The 15676-nt window shown below is 69.4% G+C and carries 19 protein-coding genes and 1 tRNA gene; 10 read left to right on the top strand and 10 right to left on the bottom strand.

Annotated features, from left to right (window positions below):
- Positions 1-25 precede the first annotated feature (25 nt).
- The gene (locus tag AB0J64_RS07480) at positions 26-1351 is read right to left on the bottom strand and encodes an amidase (protein WP_364022150.1); all 1326 of its coding nucleotides are present in this window, start codon (positions 1349-1351) and stop codon (positions 26-28) included.
- 71 nt (positions 1352-1422) lie between these two features.
- On the opposite strand from AB0J64_RS07480, the gene AB0J64_RS07475 reads away from it, so the two are divergent.
- The 4 genes from AB0J64_RS07475 to AB0J64_RS07460 all read left to right on the top strand — a co-directional run bounded on the left by AB0J64_RS07475 (position 1423) and on the right by AB0J64_RS07460 (position 5192).
- On the top strand, positions 1423-1632 hold the full coding sequence (locus AB0J64_RS07475; RefSeq protein ID WP_364022707.1) for an iron chelate uptake ABC transporter family permease subunit: 210 nt from the start codon (positions 1423-1425) through the stop codon (positions 1630-1632).
- A 116-nt stretch (positions 1633-1748) separates the two neighbouring features.
- The gene (locus AB0J64_RS07470; RefSeq protein WP_364022147.1) at positions 1749-3134 is read left to right on the top strand and encodes a family 2B encapsulin nanocompartment shell protein; all 1386 of its coding nucleotides are present in this window, start codon (positions 1749-1751) and stop codon (positions 3132-3134) included.
- Between the two features lie 15 nt (positions 3135-3149).
- Positions 3150-4316 carry a family 2 encapsulin nanocompartment cargo protein terpene cyclase gene (locus AB0J64_RS07465; protein WP_364022145.1) on the top strand — a complete coding sequence of 389 codons (1167 nt, stop codon included), beginning with the start codon at positions 3150-3152 and terminating at the stop codon, positions 4314-4316.
- Between the two features lie 30 nt (positions 4317-4346).
- On the top strand, positions 4347-5192 hold the full coding sequence (locus AB0J64_RS07460; RefSeq protein WP_364022143.1) for a geranyl diphosphate 2-C-methyltransferase: 846 nt from the start codon (positions 4347-4349) through the stop codon (positions 5190-5192).
- Between the two features lie 35 nt (positions 5193-5227).
- On the opposite strand, the gene AB0J64_RS07455 is transcribed toward AB0J64_RS07460, so the two are convergent.
- From AB0J64_RS07455 to AB0J64_RS07440, 4 genes are all read right to left on the bottom strand, one after another.
- Positions 5228-6331, bottom strand: a complete 1104-nt coding sequence (locus tag AB0J64_RS07455) for a hypothetical protein (protein WP_364022141.1) — start codon at positions 6329-6331, stop codon at positions 5228-5230.
- Positions 6328-6837 carry a SigE family RNA polymerase sigma factor gene (locus AB0J64_RS07450; RefSeq protein WP_364022138.1) on the bottom strand — a complete coding sequence of 170 codons (510 nt, stop codon included), beginning with the start codon at positions 6835-6837 and terminating at the stop codon, positions 6328-6330. The genes AB0J64_RS07455 and AB0J64_RS07450 overlap by 4 nt, the downstream gene beginning before the upstream one ends.
- 119 nt (positions 6838-6956) lie before the next feature.
- Positions 6957-7391, bottom strand: a complete 435-nt coding sequence (locus tag AB0J64_RS07445) for a CBS domain-containing protein (protein ID WP_364022135.1) — start codon at positions 7389-7391, stop codon at positions 6957-6959.
- Positions 7392-7468: 77 nt separating this feature from the next.
- Positions 7469-8836, bottom strand: a complete 1368-nt coding sequence (locus AB0J64_RS07440) for an MFS transporter (protein WP_364022132.1) — start codon at positions 8834-8836, stop codon at positions 7469-7471.
- Between the two features lie 46 nt (positions 8837-8882).
- On the opposite strand from AB0J64_RS07440, the gene AB0J64_RS07435 reads away from it, so the two are divergent.
- The 5 genes from AB0J64_RS07435 to AB0J64_RS07415 all read left to right on the top strand — a co-directional run bounded on the left by AB0J64_RS07435 (position 8883) and on the right by AB0J64_RS07415 (position 12459).
- Positions 8883-9401, top strand: coding sequence for a helix-turn-helix domain-containing protein (locus AB0J64_RS07435; protein ID WP_364022129.1), 519 nt, complete (start codon positions 8883-8885; stop codon positions 9399-9401).
- A 28-nt stretch (positions 9402-9429) separates the two neighbouring features.
- Complete coding sequence (locus AB0J64_RS07430) at positions 9430-10041, top strand: class I SAM-dependent methyltransferase (protein ID WP_364022126.1); 612 nt, start codon at positions 9430-9432, stop codon at positions 10039-10041.
- A 224-nt stretch (positions 10042-10265) separates the two neighbouring features.
- Positions 10266-10427, top strand: a complete 162-nt coding sequence (locus tag AB0J64_RS07425) for a hypothetical protein (RefSeq protein WP_364022123.1) — start codon at positions 10266-10268, stop codon at positions 10425-10427.
- Positions 10428-10439: 12 nt separating this feature from the next.
- Positions 10440-11291 carry a universal stress protein gene (locus AB0J64_RS07420; RefSeq protein ID WP_364022120.1) on the top strand — a complete coding sequence of 284 codons (852 nt, stop codon included), beginning with the start codon at positions 10440-10442 and terminating at the stop codon, positions 11289-11291.
- 109 nt (positions 11292-11400) lie between these two features.
- Positions 11401-12459: a cellulose binding domain-containing protein gene (locus tag AB0J64_RS07415; protein ID WP_364022117.1), complete on the top strand. Its 1059-nt coding sequence runs from the start codon at positions 11401-11403 to the stop codon at positions 12457-12459.
- Here the strand turns inward: AB0J64_RS07415 and AB0J64_RS07410 are convergent.
- The 5 genes from AB0J64_RS07410 to AB0J64_RS07390 form a co-directional block, all read right to left on the bottom strand.
- A complete protein-coding gene (locus AB0J64_RS07410) occupies positions 12456-12941 on the bottom strand; it encodes a YbaK/prolyl-tRNA synthetase associated domain-containing protein (protein ID WP_364022114.1) in 486 nt (161 codons plus the stop codon). The two genes, AB0J64_RS07415 and AB0J64_RS07410, sit on opposite strands and share 4 nt — an antisense overlap.
- A complete protein-coding gene (locus AB0J64_RS07405) occupies positions 12931-13233 on the bottom strand; it encodes a winged helix-turn-helix domain-containing protein (RefSeq protein WP_364022111.1) in 303 nt (100 codons plus the stop codon). The genes AB0J64_RS07410 and AB0J64_RS07405 overlap by 11 nt, the downstream gene beginning before the upstream one ends.
- A gap of 74 nt (positions 13234-13307) precedes the next feature.
- Entirely contained in the window at positions 13308-13973 is a 666-nt protein-coding gene (locus tag AB0J64_RS07400; RefSeq protein WP_364022108.1) for an AIM24 family protein, read from the bottom strand.
- Positions 13974-14053: 80 nt separating this feature from the next.
- Positions 14054-14740 (bottom strand): tetratricopeptide repeat protein, encoded by a 687-nt coding sequence (locus AB0J64_RS07395; RefSeq protein ID WP_364022105.1) that lies wholly within the window; start codon positions 14738-14740, stop codon positions 14054-14056.
- A 79-nt stretch (positions 14741-14819) separates the two neighbouring features.
- Positions 14820-15206, bottom strand: coding sequence for a response regulator (locus AB0J64_RS07390; protein ID WP_344996132.1), 387 nt, complete (start codon positions 15204-15206; stop codon positions 14820-14822).
- Between the two features lie 114 nt (positions 15207-15320).
- On the opposite strand from AB0J64_RS07390, the gene AB0J64_RS07385 reads away from it, so the two are divergent.
- A tRNA-Arg gene (locus AB0J64_RS07385) sits at positions 15321-15392 on the top strand.
- The last annotated feature ends 284 nt before the right edge of the window (positions 15393-15676 follow it).

Below are 15676 nucleotides of genomic sequence, written 5' to 3'. Positions count from 1 at the left end.
ATGAGTACCATGTAAGGATTTTTCGTCAATGCCCATTTTTGGCGGCCGTTTGGAAGAGCAGATGCTCGTTCCCGGAGCGGCAGATGAGCTGGACCCCGACGGGCAGGCCGTCCACCGTTCCCGCGGCGACGCTCAGGGCGGGCAGGCCCAGCAGGCTCCATGGGCTGGTCAGTGAGAGCAGCGCGGCCCGTACGGCGATGAGCGTGCCGCCCACTTCGATCTCCCTGCGGCCGAGGGGCGGGGCGGTGATGGGCGCGGTCGGCATCGCGAGGACGTCATGGCGCTCGAACAGCGCGCCGACCGTTTCGGCCAGCCGGGGCCTGGCCTCCAGGGCGCGCACGTACCGCCAGCCCGGCACCGTGGCGGCGGCACGCAGGCGTTCGAGCACCTCGCCGTCGAACAGTGAGGGCGCCTCCGCCATGCGGTCCGCGTGCACGGCCGCCACCTCGCCGCTCTGGATGGCGGTGAACGTCTCGTGCAGGTCTCCGGCCTCTTTCCGCGACAACCGGAGCTCGTCCAGCGGGCCGGTCCCGGCCTCCAGCGCCTGGCGCGCCGTGCGGATCACCTCCGGGTCGCAGGGGATGAGGTCGGCCGGATCCAGCCAGCCGGCACGTGGTGTGCCCGTGCCGTCGGCGTTCGGGACGAGGGAGCGGTAGGCGATGAGGCAGCCCTGCGCGTCGCCCGCGAGCAGGCCGACGTGGTCGAGGGAGCGCGCCAAGGGGAAGACGCCGTCCGCCGGGATCGCCCCGTACGCGGGCTTGAAACCGGCGATCCCGCACAGTGCGGCGGGGATGCGGGTCGAGCCGCCGGTGTCGGTGCCGAGAGCGAGCGGGACCATGCCCGCCGCCACGGCGACCGCGCTGCCGCCGCTGGATCCGCCCGGCATGCGGGAGGTGTCCCAGGGGTTGAGGCACGGGCCGGCGGCCGAGCGGTCGCCGGTCGGGCCGTACCCGAATTCGTGCGTGTTGGTCTTGCCGATGATGACGGCCCCGGCCTGGCGCAGGAGGGTCACGCAGGCGGCGTCGGCGTCCGGGACATAACCGGCGAAGTGCCGCGAGCCCATGGTCGCGGGCAGGCCTGCCACCATGATGACGTCCTTCACCCCTGCAGGCAGGCCGTGCAGGGGGCCCCGGTCCATGCCGAGCGCCAGTTCACGGTCGGCGTGGCTCGCCGCGGCCGTCGCGCCCTCCGCGTCCACGGTGACGAACGCGTTGAGCGCCGGGTCGAGCGCCGCGACCGCGTCGAGCGCGTGCCTGGTGAGCGCCGCCGACGTCGTACGCCCGGCGCGCAGGTCCTGCGCGAGCTCGGAGATCGTACGACCGGCGAAGTAGCCGCGTTGGCCGAAGGACATCGTGGGTCCTCTACCCCTGTTGGCCGTCAGTATGAGTTAGGTTAGGCTCGCCTAACAACACGAGGAGGCGGCTGGCCGCGCCTCAGATCGCGCAGCGGCCGGCCCGCACCGCCTGGCCGCCGCCGCTGGCGGCCGGGCTCGCCGGGTCGTTCGTCGTGCTGGTCTCCGACGTGGTCGCGCGGCTGCTGATCCCGGACGTGGAGCTGCCCGTCGGAGTGGTCACCGGCGTGCTGGGAGCGCCCCTCCTGCTGTGGCTCCTGGCGCGTGCCCGTCAACGCTAGATCACTCTCGCAACAAGGTTAGCGCTAGGTGACTCTTAGGCAACTCTACGTAATGACAGCGGCTGATTACGTTCAGTTGTGCACCAGCAGTCACAGGCGAGCGATTGCGAGGGAACATGTCTACGGAGCCCCGGTTGAGCCTGGACACTCGGGCAGCGCGCAACCTGGCCACCACCACCAAGACACGCCCGCAGATGCAGGCCATCACCTCCCGCTGGCTGCTGCGCAGGCTGCCGTGGGTCGATGTGCGCGGAGGGACGTACCGGGTCAACCGCAGGCTGACGCACCGGGTCGGGCGCGGCCGGGTGAGCGTGGTGCTCAACGGGGCGGACGACGTGCGGATCATCCCCGAGACGCTCCCGGAGCTTCCCCCGCTGCGCGGCTTCGGCGACCTCGACGTGCTGAGGGCGATCGCCTCGACGTTCGCGCCGCGGGAGTTCCAGGCGGGCGACGTCATCGTCGAGGCCGGCGCCCCCATCACCGAGACGTACATCATCGCCCACGGCCGGCTCGACCGGCTGGCCACCGGCGCGTACGGGGACACGCTGCTCCTCGGCGTCGTCACCGACGGTGAGCACCTGGGCGACGAGGCGCTCGCGCAGGAGAGCCCGCGCTGGCCGTGCACCGTCAGGGCCGCCACCGCCGGCACGATCCTGGTGTCGCCGTGGCAGGAGTTCCAGCGGCTGTTCGACGGGTCGCCCGCCCTGCGGGAGCACGTCGAACGGTATCTCGAGGAGACGCGCAGGCCGGTCAACCGCCGCGGCGAGGCGGCCGTCGCGATCGCGTCCGGGCATGTCGGCGAGCCCACCATCGACGGCACGTTCGTGGACTACGACCTCCATCCCCGCGAGTACGAGCTGAGCGTCACACAGAGCGTCCTGCGGGTCCACACCCGCGTGGCCGACCTCTACAACGATCCCATGAGCCAGCTCGAGCAGCAGCTGCGCCTGACCGTCCACGAGATCCGCGAGCGCGAGGAGTGGGAACTGCTCAACAACCGCGAGTTCGGCCTGCTGCACAACGCCGAGTACGGCCAGCGGATCAGCACCTGGTCCGGCCCGCCGACCCCGGACGACCTGGACGACCTGATCAGCATGCGCCGCAAGACCCGGTTGCTGCTGGCCCACCCCAAGGCGATCGCCGCGTTCTTCAGGGAGTGCAACAAGCGCGGGCTGGTGCCCGGCAGCGCCGACGTGGACGGCCACGAGATCCCGGCCTGGCGCGGGGTCCCGATCTTCCCCTGCGGCAAGATCCCGATCTCCGAACACCACACCACCTCCATCCTGGCCATGCGTACGGGGGAGGAGGACCAGGGGGTGGTCGGCCTCTACCAGACCGGCCTCCCGGAGGAGCACGAGCCGGGGCTGAACGTCCGGTTCATGGGGATCAACCAGCAGGCCGTGATGTCGTACCTGGTCAGCGCCTACTACTCGGCGGCGATCCTGGTGCCCGACGCGATCGGCATCCTCGAGAACGTCGACATCGCGGCCCCGCGCGTATAGGAAGGGGGCGGCGACATGCCCGACATCGCAGCAGGCCCCACCGGCCTGGGCACCTCCGCGCTGCGCCTCCCGCCGGTGGACCGCCATCCCGTGCCACGGCCCGCCGAAGGCGACGGGCACGAGCCTCCCAGGCCCGCCCAGGTGGACCCCGCGCAGGCGCTTCGCGGCGCACTCCACCGGCACAGCCTCGCCCCGCTGCCGTACCGGGAACGGCAGTGGGGCGACGGGTCGTACCCGCCGCTGTACTGCCCGGAGACCGTCAGGGACGACCAGGAGCTGGCCGGCGAGGTGGACCGGCGGCTGGCGGCCTGGGCGGAGCGGGTCGGCCTCCACGAGGGGCGGATGGAGGAGTTCCGCGCGACGGGGTACGGGCGGCTGGCCACGCTCACCCACCCCGACGCCGACGATCCCGACCTGCTGCTGGTCGCGGCCCAGATGAACGCCGCCTGGTGGGCCGCCGACGACTACTACGCGGACGAGACCGAGCTCGGCGCGACGCCGACCGAGCTCCCGCCGCGGCTCGCCCTGGTGACGTCGGCCATGGACCCGCCCCCGCCGGCGGGCGACTACACCCGCGAGCTCGAGGAGGCGATCCAGGCCGACCCCGTCCTGGTCGCGCTGAGGTCGGCGGCCGGCCACGTACGCCGCCACGCCACGCCCTCGCAGGTGGGGCGGGTCTGCAACATCACGTCCCAGATGTACGTGAGCTGGGCCGCCTACGCCGCCTGGCGCTACCTGGAGACGCCGCCACCCGTGTGGCGCTATCTCGCGGCCAGGCAGCACGACAGCTTCTACACGTCCATGACGCTCATCGACATCGTGGGGGAGTACGAGCTGCCCGCCAACCTCTTCTTCGACAGCGGGTTCCACACCGCGCTCATGCAGGCCGGCACCGCCAGCGTGCTCGTCAACGACCTTCACTCCGTCGAGAGGGAGGCGGCCGACGAGCTCCCCGACTCCAACGTGATCCTGCTCATCGCCGCGGAAGAGGGCTGCTCCACCCGCGAGGCGACCGAACGCGCCGTCGCCATGCACAACGACTTCGTCCGAGGTTTCGAGGCCAGCCAGCAGCGACTCGCCACCGTCCCGTCCGTCGAGCTGAAGCGCTTCCTGCGCGGGGCCCAGGCGTGGATGGCCGGCTGCCTCGAATGGCACAGCACCAGCAGCCGCTATCAGTCATAGAGCCCAGTCGTACCGAAAGGAGCCCCGCCGATGACGGCCACACCCGTCCTCAGCACCTACTACCAGCACTCGGTCGCCGACTATTGGAACTCGGAGCAGAACCCGGTCAACCTGCGCCTGGGCGAGGTCGACGGCATTTACCACCACCATTACGGCATCGGAGAGGTGAACTGGTCGGTCCTGGAGGGCCCGGCGGCAACCCGCGAGAAACGGGTCATCGAGGAGCTCCACCGGCTCGAGCACGCGCAGGCCGACACCCTCATCAGCAACCTCGGCCCCCTGCGGCCGGACCACCGGGTGCTGGACGCCGGCTCGGGCCGCGGCGGCTCCAGCCTCCTGGTCAACCTCAGGTACGGCTGCCATGTCGACGGCGTGTCCATTTCCGAGTCCCAGGTGGCCTTCGCCAACGAGCAGGCCACGATGCGCGGTGTCGACGACAAGGTGCGCTTCCATTTCCGCAACATGCTCGACACCGGATTCGAGACGGGAACGTTCCAGGCGATCTGGAACAACGAGAGCACGATGTACGTCGAGCTCTCGTTGCTGTTCGCCGAGCACGCCCGCCTCCTGAGCCGCGGCGGCCGGTACGTGTGCATCACCGGGTGTTACAACGATGCCTACGGCCTGCCGTCCCGTGCCGTCAGTCAGATCAACGCCCACTACATCTGCGACATCCATCCGCGCAGCACCTATTTCAAGGAACTGGCGGCCAACCGCCTCGTCCCCATCAAGGTCATCGACCTCACCGCCGCCACCATCCCGTACTGGGAGCTGCGCGCCAAGACCCATCTGGCGACGGGGATCGAGGAGGCCTTTCTCGAGGCGTACCGGGACGGCAGCTTCCAGTACCTCCTCATCGCCGCCGACCGGATCTGACCTCCCCTGACAGACCCTGCGTGACCTGACCCGGGCTACTTCCCGGAAGCGGTTCCGGGCAGGATCAGGTCCCGCACGGTCTTGGAGGGGTAGTCGGCCAGGTGCCGGGCCTTGCCCGTGTTGACATTGACCGCATAAGTGCTCTGGTCCAGCTTGTAACCCTGACCGAGGACCACGACCTCGGACTGGCTCAGCCAGATCGAGGGTTGAAAGTACCCGCGGGGATCGGGCAGGCCGCGAATGGTCACCTTCCGCAGAGCCCGCCCGGTCTTCGTGTCCAGGACAGTGAGTGTCGGCTTCGCCTCGTCCTTGAAGTAGTGGGCGACCATCGTGCGCCCGTCCGGGGCGATCTCGCTGAAGAAGATGTACGCGCCGTCGAAGCGCACCGGCTTGCCTCCGCCGGTGACCGGCATCAGCCAGATGTCGGTTTTGCGGTATCTGACCAGCTCGACGACGCCGTCCTTGATGCTGATCGGCTCGTACACGCCGGGTATCGGCACCGTCTTGCCGGTGCGCACGTCGATCAGCAGGCCGGGCTGCTTGCTCCCCACACGCGGGTCGAAGGCCACGTACCGGCCGTCGTCGGAGACCACGAGCTGATTGCCCATCTGGATCCGCTCCTCCTTCACCGTGACGGGGGAGGTGGTCTCGGTGCCCGTCGCCAGGTCGCGGACGACGTGAGCCTGAGCCTGGCGGCTGTAGTACGCGAGCATGCGCCCGTCCCGGCTGACCGCGATGGGTACGACCTGGCCCTTGTCGGTCCCGACGAGCGCCTGCGGCACGCGGTACGTCGTACCGCCGCGGGTGACCACCCGCCACTCCTGGACGCTGCAGTCGATGATGCGGCGCTTCTGATCGTTGTTACACGGCGTCAAGTACCCGTGGCTGAGCGGCTCGACCCTGCCGCCGGGCAGGTCGGGCACCGTTTCCGTGCGCTGCGGCGTGGCCGTCTGAGCGGTGCGTGGCCAGCTCACCGCTGTCGCGGCCGATCCCGCCACCAGCGCGGCGACCGTCGCGACCGCGGTCACCGCCAGCCTGGCCTTCCGCCTGCGCCGGTGGCCCGTGATGGCCGCGTCGGCCAGGCTGACCAGCGGAGCCTCCTCGGCGATGTCCTTGAGCGCCTCGCGCAGCCTCGTCATCGGGCTACCTCCTCCTGTACGCGCAGCTCTGCCAACTCGGGTGCGAGCGCGCGCAGGCGCGCCAGTGCGTGATGGGTCTGACTTTTGACGTTGCCGATCGAACAGCCGAGCGCGTCGGCGGTCTGCGCCTCGGTGAGGTCCTCCCAGAAGCGCAGCACGATCACCGCCCGCTGCTTGCGGGTCAGCTTGGCCAGCGCCTGCCGCAGCACGATCCGGTCGAGCGTGGCCTCGTCATGGGAGGCGCCTTGCTCGGGCGGGTCGGCGCTCGGTAATTCCGGACGGGACAGGCGCCGCCAGGAGATGTACTGGTTGACCAGCGCCTTGCGCGTGTACGCCTCGGGATTGCCGTCCCTGGACAGCTTGGACCAATGTCCGACGACCTTGGTCAGCACGCTCTGGAGCAGGTCCTCGGCGAGGTGGGCGTCTCCCACCAGCAGGTACGCGGTTCGCATCAGCGCTTGCTGGCGGGCGAGCACGAACTCGCGGAAGCCGTCGTGACGATCCAAAGTGCTCTCCTTTCGCCCGTTCCCAACGCGTCCCACGGGGCAAAAGGTTGCACTCCTCTACACGGCGAATGGGGCCCCGGTCGGAGCCCCATTCGCGTGATCGGTCCGGACGCGTCGTCTCACGAGGGTGCGTAGACCCGGTGGACGAACTCCGCGAGCTTGTTGTCCGGCAGCTCCTTCGCCAGGTCGGCCTCGCTGACCATGCCCACGATCCGGTGGTTGTCGATCACGGGCAGCCGCTTGATCTGGTGCTGCTCCATCTTCAGCAGCGCCTCTTCGACGCTGCTGTGGGCCTCCACCCACACCAGCCCCATGGCGAGCTCGCTCGCCGTGGTCTGGTCGAGGTCCTTGCCCTCGGCGCAGCACTTGATCACGATGTCCCGGTCGGTGATGATCCCTTTGAGCCGGTCGTCATCCCCGCAGATCGGCAACGCGCCGACTGCCAGGTCACGCATCATCTGCGCGGCTCTGCGCAGACTGTCGTGCTCGCCGATGCATTCCGCTCCGTGGTGCATCACGTCCTGTACGGTCTTGCCGACTCCCGATGTGTCCATCGTTACCTCCTCGGAGACGGTCGCAGGAATCTTCAATGAAGGCCCTACCCCCTCTGGATGAGATCGCACGAGCGGGGTCAGTGCCTTCCCCGATCGCCGCGACGGCCGGGCATGACCAGGGCCGCGATCGCCGTGACGCCCATGAGCCCGATGCAGGCCGCCACCATGACCCCCGTCCCCAGACTCCAGCCGAAGGCGCCGACGAGGGCCGCCACGGCGGCGGCTCCCAGCGAGGAACCGACGTAGCGGGCGGTGTTGTTGGCCCCGGAGCCCATGCTCACCCTGTGGGCGGGCACGCTGTCGATCGCCAGCTGGGTGATCGAGGAGTTGATCAGCCCGGATCCGACCCCGCTCACCGCCAGCCCGGCGACGACCAGCGGCAGGTGCAGCGAGCCGCCCACGCCCAGCAGTCCGGCGAACCCGGCCGCGCTCAGCCCCAGACCGAGCGCCAGGCGCGCGGCCGTGGCCAGCCGTACGTGCCTGGTCAGCAGCGACGCCACGAACGACAGCCCCGACCAGACACAGAACAGCAGCGCCGAGTCCAGTGGCGTCAGCCCATGCGCGGCCTGCAGCACGCTCGGCAGGTAACTGAGCAGCCCGACCACCGCCGCACCCACGACCAGTGCCCCGCCCGTCGCCACCAGGAACGCCGGCCGCCGGAACAGCTCCAGATCGATCAGCGGATCCGCCCGCCGCCGCTCCACCGCGACGAACGCGCCCACCAGAACCACCGCCACCGCGAACGCCCCCAGCACGACCGGCCGGGACCACCCGACCCGCCCTTCCGTCACCCCCGCGACCAGCGCGGCCACGCCGAGGCTGAGCAGCACCACGCCCGGCACGTCGAACCTGCGCGGCAGCGCCGATCGCGACTCCTCCAGCGCCCGGGCGGACACCACGGCCAGCGCCAGCGCGCAGGCCGCCATCAGCCAGTACACCGCCCGCCAGCTCGTCACCGTCGCCAGCGCCCCGGACACCAGCGGCCCGAGCGCCGTGCCGAGCCCCATCATCGCCCCGTACCGCCCACTGGCCCGTACGCGTTCCATCCCTCCGGGGTAGGCATGACCCACGATGCCCAGACTCGCGGCCAGCATCGCCGCGCTCGCCCCGCCCTGCACCAATCTGGCCAGCACGAACACCGGCACCGACGTGCTCACCGCGGCCACCACGCTCGCACCGGCCAACACCGCCGTGCCCGCCACCAGCACCCGCCTGCGTCCGTAGTCGTCGGCCAGCCCGCCGGAGACCAGCAACAGCGACGACAACCCCAGCGCGATCGCCCCCAGGATCCACACCGGCCCGGTCGCCCCCGCGCCCAGCGACGCGGCCGTCTGGGGCAGCGTCACCATCGGCACGGTGTAGTTCGTCAGCACCAGCAGCGGCGCCGACGACGCCACCGCGAGCGTCGCCCGCCGCTCCACCGTCAGTTCGGTCATTGAACTCATGCCGCGCACGGTAGCACGGTTCAGTGAATGAACTAACATGGACCTCATGGCGCTCGGCAAGAACTACGACGGCCAGGACTGCTCGCTGGCCAAGGCCCTGGAAGTGATCGGCGAACGGTGGACCCTCCTCGTGGTCCGCGATGCCATGTACGGCGTGCGCCGCTACGGCGACTTCCTCGCCCACCTCGACATCCCGCGCGCTGTGCTCTCCCAGCGGCTCGCCGCCCTCGTCGAGGCCGGCGTCCTCGTCAGACGCCGCTACCAGGACACCCCGCCCCGCGACGAGTACGTCCTGACGCCCGCGGGCCGCGAGCTCTGGATCTCCGTGCTGACCCTGGGGCAGTGGGGCGAGCGGCACCTGTCGGACCGCGGACCGCGCCGGCTGTTCCACCACGTGACCTGCGGCACCAGGCTCGACCCTCAGGCGCACTGCCCGGCCTGCGGCCGCCATGTCGCGCTGGACGAGGTGGAGGTGCATCCCGGCCCTGGCCTGGAAGGCAAGAGAGACGACCCGGTCAGTCGCGCCCTCGAGTCCCCTCACCGGATGCTGGAGCCCATTCCCTGACGCGATCCCGGCCTGTCATGATCCGGTGATGAATGACCCTATCTCCACGACCACGGCCAGTTACGACAGAATCGCCGCTGAGTTCGCCGCACGCACAGAGCAGGTGGACAGCGCTTTCCTCGCCTTGAGGCAGCGCTTCGTCGACGCGCTGCCCCCGGGCGGCCTGGTCGCCGACCTGGGGTGCGGGCCGGGGCGGGACGCGGCCTGGTTCCTGGAGCAGGGGCTGCGGGTGGTCGGGATCGATCGTTCGGACGAGATGGCCAGGCTCGCCACCGCGCGCGGGGTGTCCACGGCGCTGGGCGACCTGCGCTGCCCGCCGCTCGCCCCCGGCTCGCTGACCGGCCTGTGGTCGGTCGCGGCGCTCCTGCACGTGCCGGCCGCCGAGACCGAGGCCACGTTGCGTGCCTGGGCGGTGACACTGCGGCCCGGCGGCGTGCTGTGGTTGAGCACTTCGGCGGGCGACGGTGAGGGCTGGGAGCGGGTGCAGTACGGCGGCGAGCTGTACCGGTGGTTCGTCCACCGAGAGCCGGACGCACTGCTCGGACTGCTCGCCGAGGCCGGGTTCGACGTCCTCGAGCACCACGTCACAACCAAGCAACGCACCTGGCTCAGCGTCCTCGCGATCCGGCGCGAGGTTTGACGAGCGCCCTGGGCGGTATGGGTCCCATCAGGGGAACCATGAAAATGATCGCCGCTGTCGCAGGACTTGTGGTCATGGCCACGTCCAGCGTGACCGCCGCCTTCGCGGACGGTACAGGCCAGCAAGAAGTGAGTCAGCAGCAGTACGAGACCCTCATTTCCCAATGCCGCTACGCCGACATTGGGAAGGCACAATGCAGAGCAGCGGTCAGGGAGACATACCGCGTGGGCAGAGTCGACCGCAAACTCGACTGCCGCACGTACTCCGGTGTGACCGTCTGCGGCACGCTCAAACTCAGCGAGGAAGAGCGCGAGTGCCTGCGCGACTCCACGGCCAAGGGACTGACGTTCCGCCGTGCCGAAGTGGAGTGCTACGCGTTCGCCTAAGGAGCAACTTCCGTGATCATCGTGGGCGTCGACGGCTCGCGCACCGGGCTGGACGCCGCCGGCTGGGCCGCCACGGAAGCGGCGCTGCGTCGCGCGCCGCTGACCGTGGCGCACGCCGTTCCGAAGTGGGTGTGCGAGGAGACCCACAGCCGCTACGCCGAGGTCGGACGGTGGATGCGCGAGGGCGCGAAGACGGTGCTCCTCTCGGCGCGGGACCGGGCGCTCCGCGAGCGGCCCGAGCTCACCGTGGAGACCACCCTCCTGCCGGGCGACCCCCGAACCGCCCTGATCAAGGCCTCGGAAGAAGCCGAGCTGCTGGTCGTCGGCAGCCGGGGGATCGGCGGCGTGCGCGGGCTGCTGGTCGGCTCCGTCGCGTACGGGGTGGCCGCGCACGCGCGCACGGACGTGGTCCTGGTCCGTGACCGCCCTTCGGCGCCGCAGGGCGAGGTGGTCGTCGGGGTCGACGGCTCTCCGGGAGGCAGGCAGGCGCTCGACTTCGCGTTCGCCGAGTCCGAATTGCGCGGTGCGCTGCTCCGGGCCGTACACGCGTGGGCCTGGCCGCATCCGAGCGGTTTCGAGCCCGCCGACCCCGACAGCGAACGGGACGCGCTGCGTGAGCTGAACGAGTTCCTGGCCGGGTACCGGGACCGGCATCCCGGAGTGGACGTGGTGCCGGAGATCGTGCACGGCCATCCCGTCGAGGTGCTGCGGGAGGCGGCGAAGGGAGCCGACCTGCTGGTGGTCGGCTCGCACGGGCACAGCCAGCTCGCCGGGATGCTCATGGGCTCGATCAGCCAGGCCATGCTCCACCACGCGCCCTGCCCGCTTGTCGTGGTCCGCCGCGGCAGGCCTGGACAGGCTTGAAAGTTACACGGCGTCTTCGCAGGTCATGGGCCTGTGCGTACCGAGTCGCCTTCCCGCCGTACCAGCGCGCTTCTTACGATCTGCGCAGGCTACGACGGGAGAGCAGACGATGCGCAGGACCAGCACCTTGCTGGCGACGATGCTGGCATTGGCCGCGGCGGTGTTATTCGCGACCACCACGCAGGCCAGCGGCGCCGCGGCAACCAGGATCATGCCCCTCGGCGACTCGATCACCGGATCCCCCGGATGCTGGCGGGCCCTGCTCTGGAACCGGCTCCAGAGCACCGGCTACACCAACATCGACTTCGTCGGCACCCTCCCGCTGCAGGGCTGCGGCGTCCCGTACGACGGCGACAACGAGGGCCACGGCGGCTACCTGGCCACCAACATCGCCAACCAGAACCAGCTGCCCGGCTGGCTGTCCGCGACCAAACCCGACATCGTCCTGATGCACCTCGGCACGAACGACGTGTGGAGCAACATCGCACCGGCGACGATCCTCAGCGCGTTCACCACGCTCGTCAACCAGATGCGGGCCAGCAACCCCACCATGAAGATCCTGGTCGCCAAGATCATCCCGATGAACCCGTCCAACTGCGCCGACTGCGGCCAGCGCGCCGTCAACTTCAACAACGCCATCCCGGCCTGGGCAGCCGCGACCACCACCCAGCAGTCGCCGATCACGGTGGTCGACCAGTGGACGGGGTTCAGCACGAGCACGGACACGTACGACGGGGTGCACCCGAACGCCACGGGGGACCAGAAGATGTCCGACAAGTGGTACCCGCCGCTGGTGAACGCCCTGTCGGGGACCTCCACGCCGACCGCCACCCCTACCGTCACTCCCACCGTCACCCCCACTGTTCCCGCGGGTGGGTGCACGGCCACGTACAAGATCACCAACCAGTGGCAGGACGGCTTCCAGGGCGAGGTCACCGTCAAGAACGGCGGCGCCGCGGCGATGAGCGGGTGGACGGTGCAGTGGGCGTTCGCGAACGGGCAGCAGATCAGCCAGCTCTGGAACGGCACGCTGAGCGCCGGCGGCTCTTCGGTGACCGTGCGTAACGTGGCCTGGAACGGGTCGCTCGCTCCCGGGGCCTCGACGACGTTCGGCTTCATCGCCTCCTGGAGCGGCGCGAACACCGCTCCCACGCCCACCTGCTCCTAGCTCAGGGTGATCGGCGCCAGCCTGGGCTCGGCCAGCCGCACGTAGTCGTCGGTGGCCAGCGCGACGGACCGGTCGAGCCTGGCGGCGTTGAAGTAGAGCTCGGGCCGGTCGAGCAGCGACGGGTCCGCGACCAGCTCGAGCCGGGGGTCGTAGCTGAACGGGAGCACCGTCCCGCTCACGCTCCCGGCCAGCTCCTCGGCCTTCTCCTTGCCGGCGAAGGCCACGTACGTGCCGCCCAGGAGCGCCTTGACCGCCTGCAGGTCGAGCCGGGCGTCACCGGGCACGACGGCCAGCACGTGCCGGGTCTGCTTCTTGCCGATCTTGACCATCACGATGAGGCATTTGGCCGCCTGCGCGACGTCGTGCCCGCGCATCGCGCTGACGAGCTCGGTACGCCCTTCCGGGGCATGGTCGATCAGCCGGTAGCTGGCGCCGGCGGCGTCCATGTCGGCGATCAGGCGCTCGTACAGCTCACCAATCACTGCTCAACAACTCCTTCGCGGCGGCGATCCGGTCCTCGTCGCGCTGGTAGAACACCCACTGCTTGATCTTCTTGCCGCGGATCAGGCCCGCCTTGGCGAGCACCTTGAGATGCTCGCCGCAGGTGGGCTGGCTGACGGCGAGCTTCTCCGCGATGAACAGGGAGCAGACACCGTCGCGTACGAGATCGCCGTCGCGCTGGGGCGGAAAGTGGCGCTCGGGGTCGCGGAGCCAGTCGAGGATCAGCACCCGCTTCTCATTGGCCAGCGCCTTGACCAGATCAACGTCAAGCACGAAGGAATTATGGCAATTAGCTAATTACCTGTCTAGGTCTGTGCGGGCGGTGTCCAGGCCTGCGTGGGTCGTGTCTAGGCCTTCTGGGCGACGACGGGCGCCCCTTCACTGGCCTGCACCAGCACGAACCCCTGCCCACTGAACGACAGTTGCATGGCCTCCCCGCTGCCGCGCCCGATCAACGCCCCCATCTTCATCGTCCGGTTGATGCCGACCCGCAGCCCGGTGCTCCAGCACACCGCGGACTGGCCGTCGGCGTACGTGGGCATGCGGGCGGCGTCGAGCAGCACCGGCGTGCCGTGCGTGGTCACCGCCACCCACCCGGTCCCGGTCACCGTGGTGTTGAACAGCCCGCCCGCCGCCATCCCGGCGCCCTGCACGCGCTGGATGTCCCAGGTGAGCTGCGGCTGGAACGCCAGCAGGTTGCGCCCGTTGACGGTGATCCCCTCGTTCTCCAGGTAGAACAGGTGAATGTCGTCGGCATTGTCGGCGAGATAGAGCAGCCCTTCGCCGCGTACGCGCATGAGTGCGGTGCCCTCGCCCGTCACGGCCTTCTTGAGCAGCTTGCCGAGGCCTCCGCCTTCGTAGTCGAAGTCCATCTGCCCTTGGAAGGCGACCATGGAGCCCTGCTTGGCCAGGACTTCGTGCGGCAGCTGAACCCTGAGCATCTTGCCGTTCTGGAGGGCGAATCCAGGGGGCACCGGCTGGGATTCGAGATTGCCGAAAATGGAGCTACGCACTGTTCGACCTTCCTCAGTTCAGACGAGCGGTACTGGCCAGCGTACGCGTAAAGAATTTGGCCGTAGCGCGTAAAAATCCGTTACACCGCCAGTGCGGTTTCGCGTGCCTCTTCGATGGAACGCATCACGCCCGCGGCGCCATTGGTCTCGGCAATCTCGGCGGCCTCATCCAGCACCGCCACGGCATCATCACGCCGCCCTTCGGCAATGGCGATATAGGCCAGCCCCACCAGGTTGGCCGCCACGCCGGCCAGGAATCCGAGCTCTCGCCGGAGCCGTACGGACTCCTCCAGCCGCTCCCGCGCCGTCTCCAACCGCCCGGCGACGTGCTCGGCGATGCCGAGGTGGCGTAGGGCGTACGAGAGTGTCAGCTTGTCGCCGGCCTTGGCCGCCAGCTCATGGGAGCGCTCGAGAACCGGCCGCGCGGACTCCTGGTCGCGCCGGACGACCTGATGAAAGACCCCCACCCAGAACAGCGCCTCGCCCTCGCCGCGCACGTCGCCGACCAGCCGGTAGAGCTCCGCCGCCCGCTCGAACAGGGCCAGCTCTTCCTTCCCCGCACCCTGCCCGTCGTCCGCACCGTGCCCGTCGTCCGCACCCTGCCCGTCGAGAAACCGCGCGTGGAGTACGCGGCCACGCGCCAGCGCCAGATCGGCCTCCAGGCTGTTCAGCTCACGGTCGGCAACCTCCAGCCCGCCCGCGTCACCACCGAAAACGGCCCGCTCGTACAGCACCTTGGCCCGCTCGAGCCGCCCATCCACACCCACTGCCCACCACCCTCACGCGCGCATCCCGCTGATCCCTGGGGTGCGCTTACCGATGTCGAGGGTCGCAGCCTCTCACTCCTCAGCCCCGGCCACCAGCCGCCAGATCCCGGACCACCTGAATAAGCTCAGCCGGATCGAACGGCTTGGTCAGATAAGCGTCCACCCCGATCCCCAGCCCGCGCCTCCTGTCATCGTCCTGCGCCCGGGCCGTGATCAGCACGACCTTGATATGGCTGGTGGCCTCGTCGGTGCGCAACTTCTCCGCAGTCGTCCATCCATCCAGGCACGGCATCATCACATCCAGCGTGATGACATCCGGCATGACGTCGAGCACCCGATCGAGGCAGTCCTGCCCGTCGGTGGCGGTCGCGACCTCGAACCCCTCCAGGTTCAGATTGACCGCGATGAGCTGACGGATGACCTCGTCGTCGTCGACGACCAGTACTTTTCCCAGAACCTCGCCCACGGGCGCAAAGTTACCTGGAGCAGGGCTGTCACGTGCGGTTTTCGCTGGATGCGTACGCGGAGCGTTATCCGGTCCGAGTGGTGCCGGGATGCTGATAGCCTTATCACTCGTCGAGCCCCCTTAGCTCAGGGGATAGAGCACCGGCCTCCGGAGCCGGGTGCGCAGGTTCGAATCCTGCAGGGGGCACTCGATCTTGACCAGCGGTTCCGGCCGTTGACCAGGGCAATCATCGTAGGTACGGGCGGGTCTCCAGTCTCACGGAGTCCCGCCCGTTCTCGTTGAAGCTCGCTGGCTGTGGACCAGTTGTGGACCACCGTCAAGCTCTGATCCAACCCCCCGAACGGCAAGACGGCCTCGCGTCACCTGCGCTCTCTCAGCTTGTCGTTTAACCTGCCTGCTCGCGGTGCTCGGTGAGTGATGCCGCGCGTTTAGCGGTCTTTCCCACCTCGTGATGACGGGCGAGGGCGCGG

Origin of the sequence: Nonomuraea sp. NPDC049695, assembly GCF_040674955.1 — a bacterium.
Taxonomy (GTDB): domain Bacteria; phylum Actinomycetota; class Actinomycetes; order Streptosporangiales; family Streptosporangiaceae; genus Nonomuraea; species Nonomuraea helvata.
This window is presented reverse-complemented; position numbering and strand designations above follow the sequence as displayed.

Bases quoted from the DNA above. Each gene is read 5' to 3' on its own strand.
- AB0J64_RS07440 (WP_364022132.1), bottom strand. From the start codon at position 8,836: ATGAGTTCAATGACCGAACTGACGGTGGAGCGGCGGGCGACGCTCGCG.
- AB0J64_RS07480 (WP_364022150.1), bottom strand. From the start codon at position 1,351: ATGTCCTTCGGCCAACGCGGCTACTTCGCCGGTCGTACGATCTCCGAG.
- AB0J64_RS07455 (WP_364022141.1), bottom strand. From the start codon at position 6,331: ATGACGAGGCTGCGCGAGGCGCTCAAGGACATCGCCGAGGAGGCTCCG.
- AB0J64_RS07435 (WP_364022129.1), top strand. From the start codon at position 8,883: ATGGCGCTCGGCAAGAACTACGACGGCCAGGACTGCTCGCTGGCCAAG.
- AB0J64_RS07460 (WP_364022143.1), top strand. From the start codon at position 4,347: ATGACGGCCACACCCGTCCTCAGCACCTACTACCAGCACTCGGTCGCC.
- AB0J64_RS07430 (WP_364022126.1), top strand. From the start codon at position 9,430: ATGAATGACCCTATCTCCACGACCACGGCCAGTTACGACAGAATCGCC.
- AB0J64_RS07465 (WP_364022145.1), top strand. From the start codon at position 3,150: ATGCCCGACATCGCAGCAGGCCCCACCGGCCTGGGCACCTCCGCGCTG.
- AB0J64_RS07470 (WP_364022147.1), top strand. From the start codon at position 1,749: ATGTCTACGGAGCCCCGGTTGAGCCTGGACACTCGGGCAGCGCGCAAC.
- AB0J64_RS07415 (WP_364022117.1), top strand. From the start codon at position 11,401: ATGCGCAGGACCAGCACCTTGCTGGCGACGATGCTGGCATTGGCCGCG.
- AB0J64_RS07445 (WP_364022135.1), bottom strand. From the start codon at position 7,391: ATGGACACATCGGGAGTCGGCAAGACCGTACAGGACGTGATGCACCAC.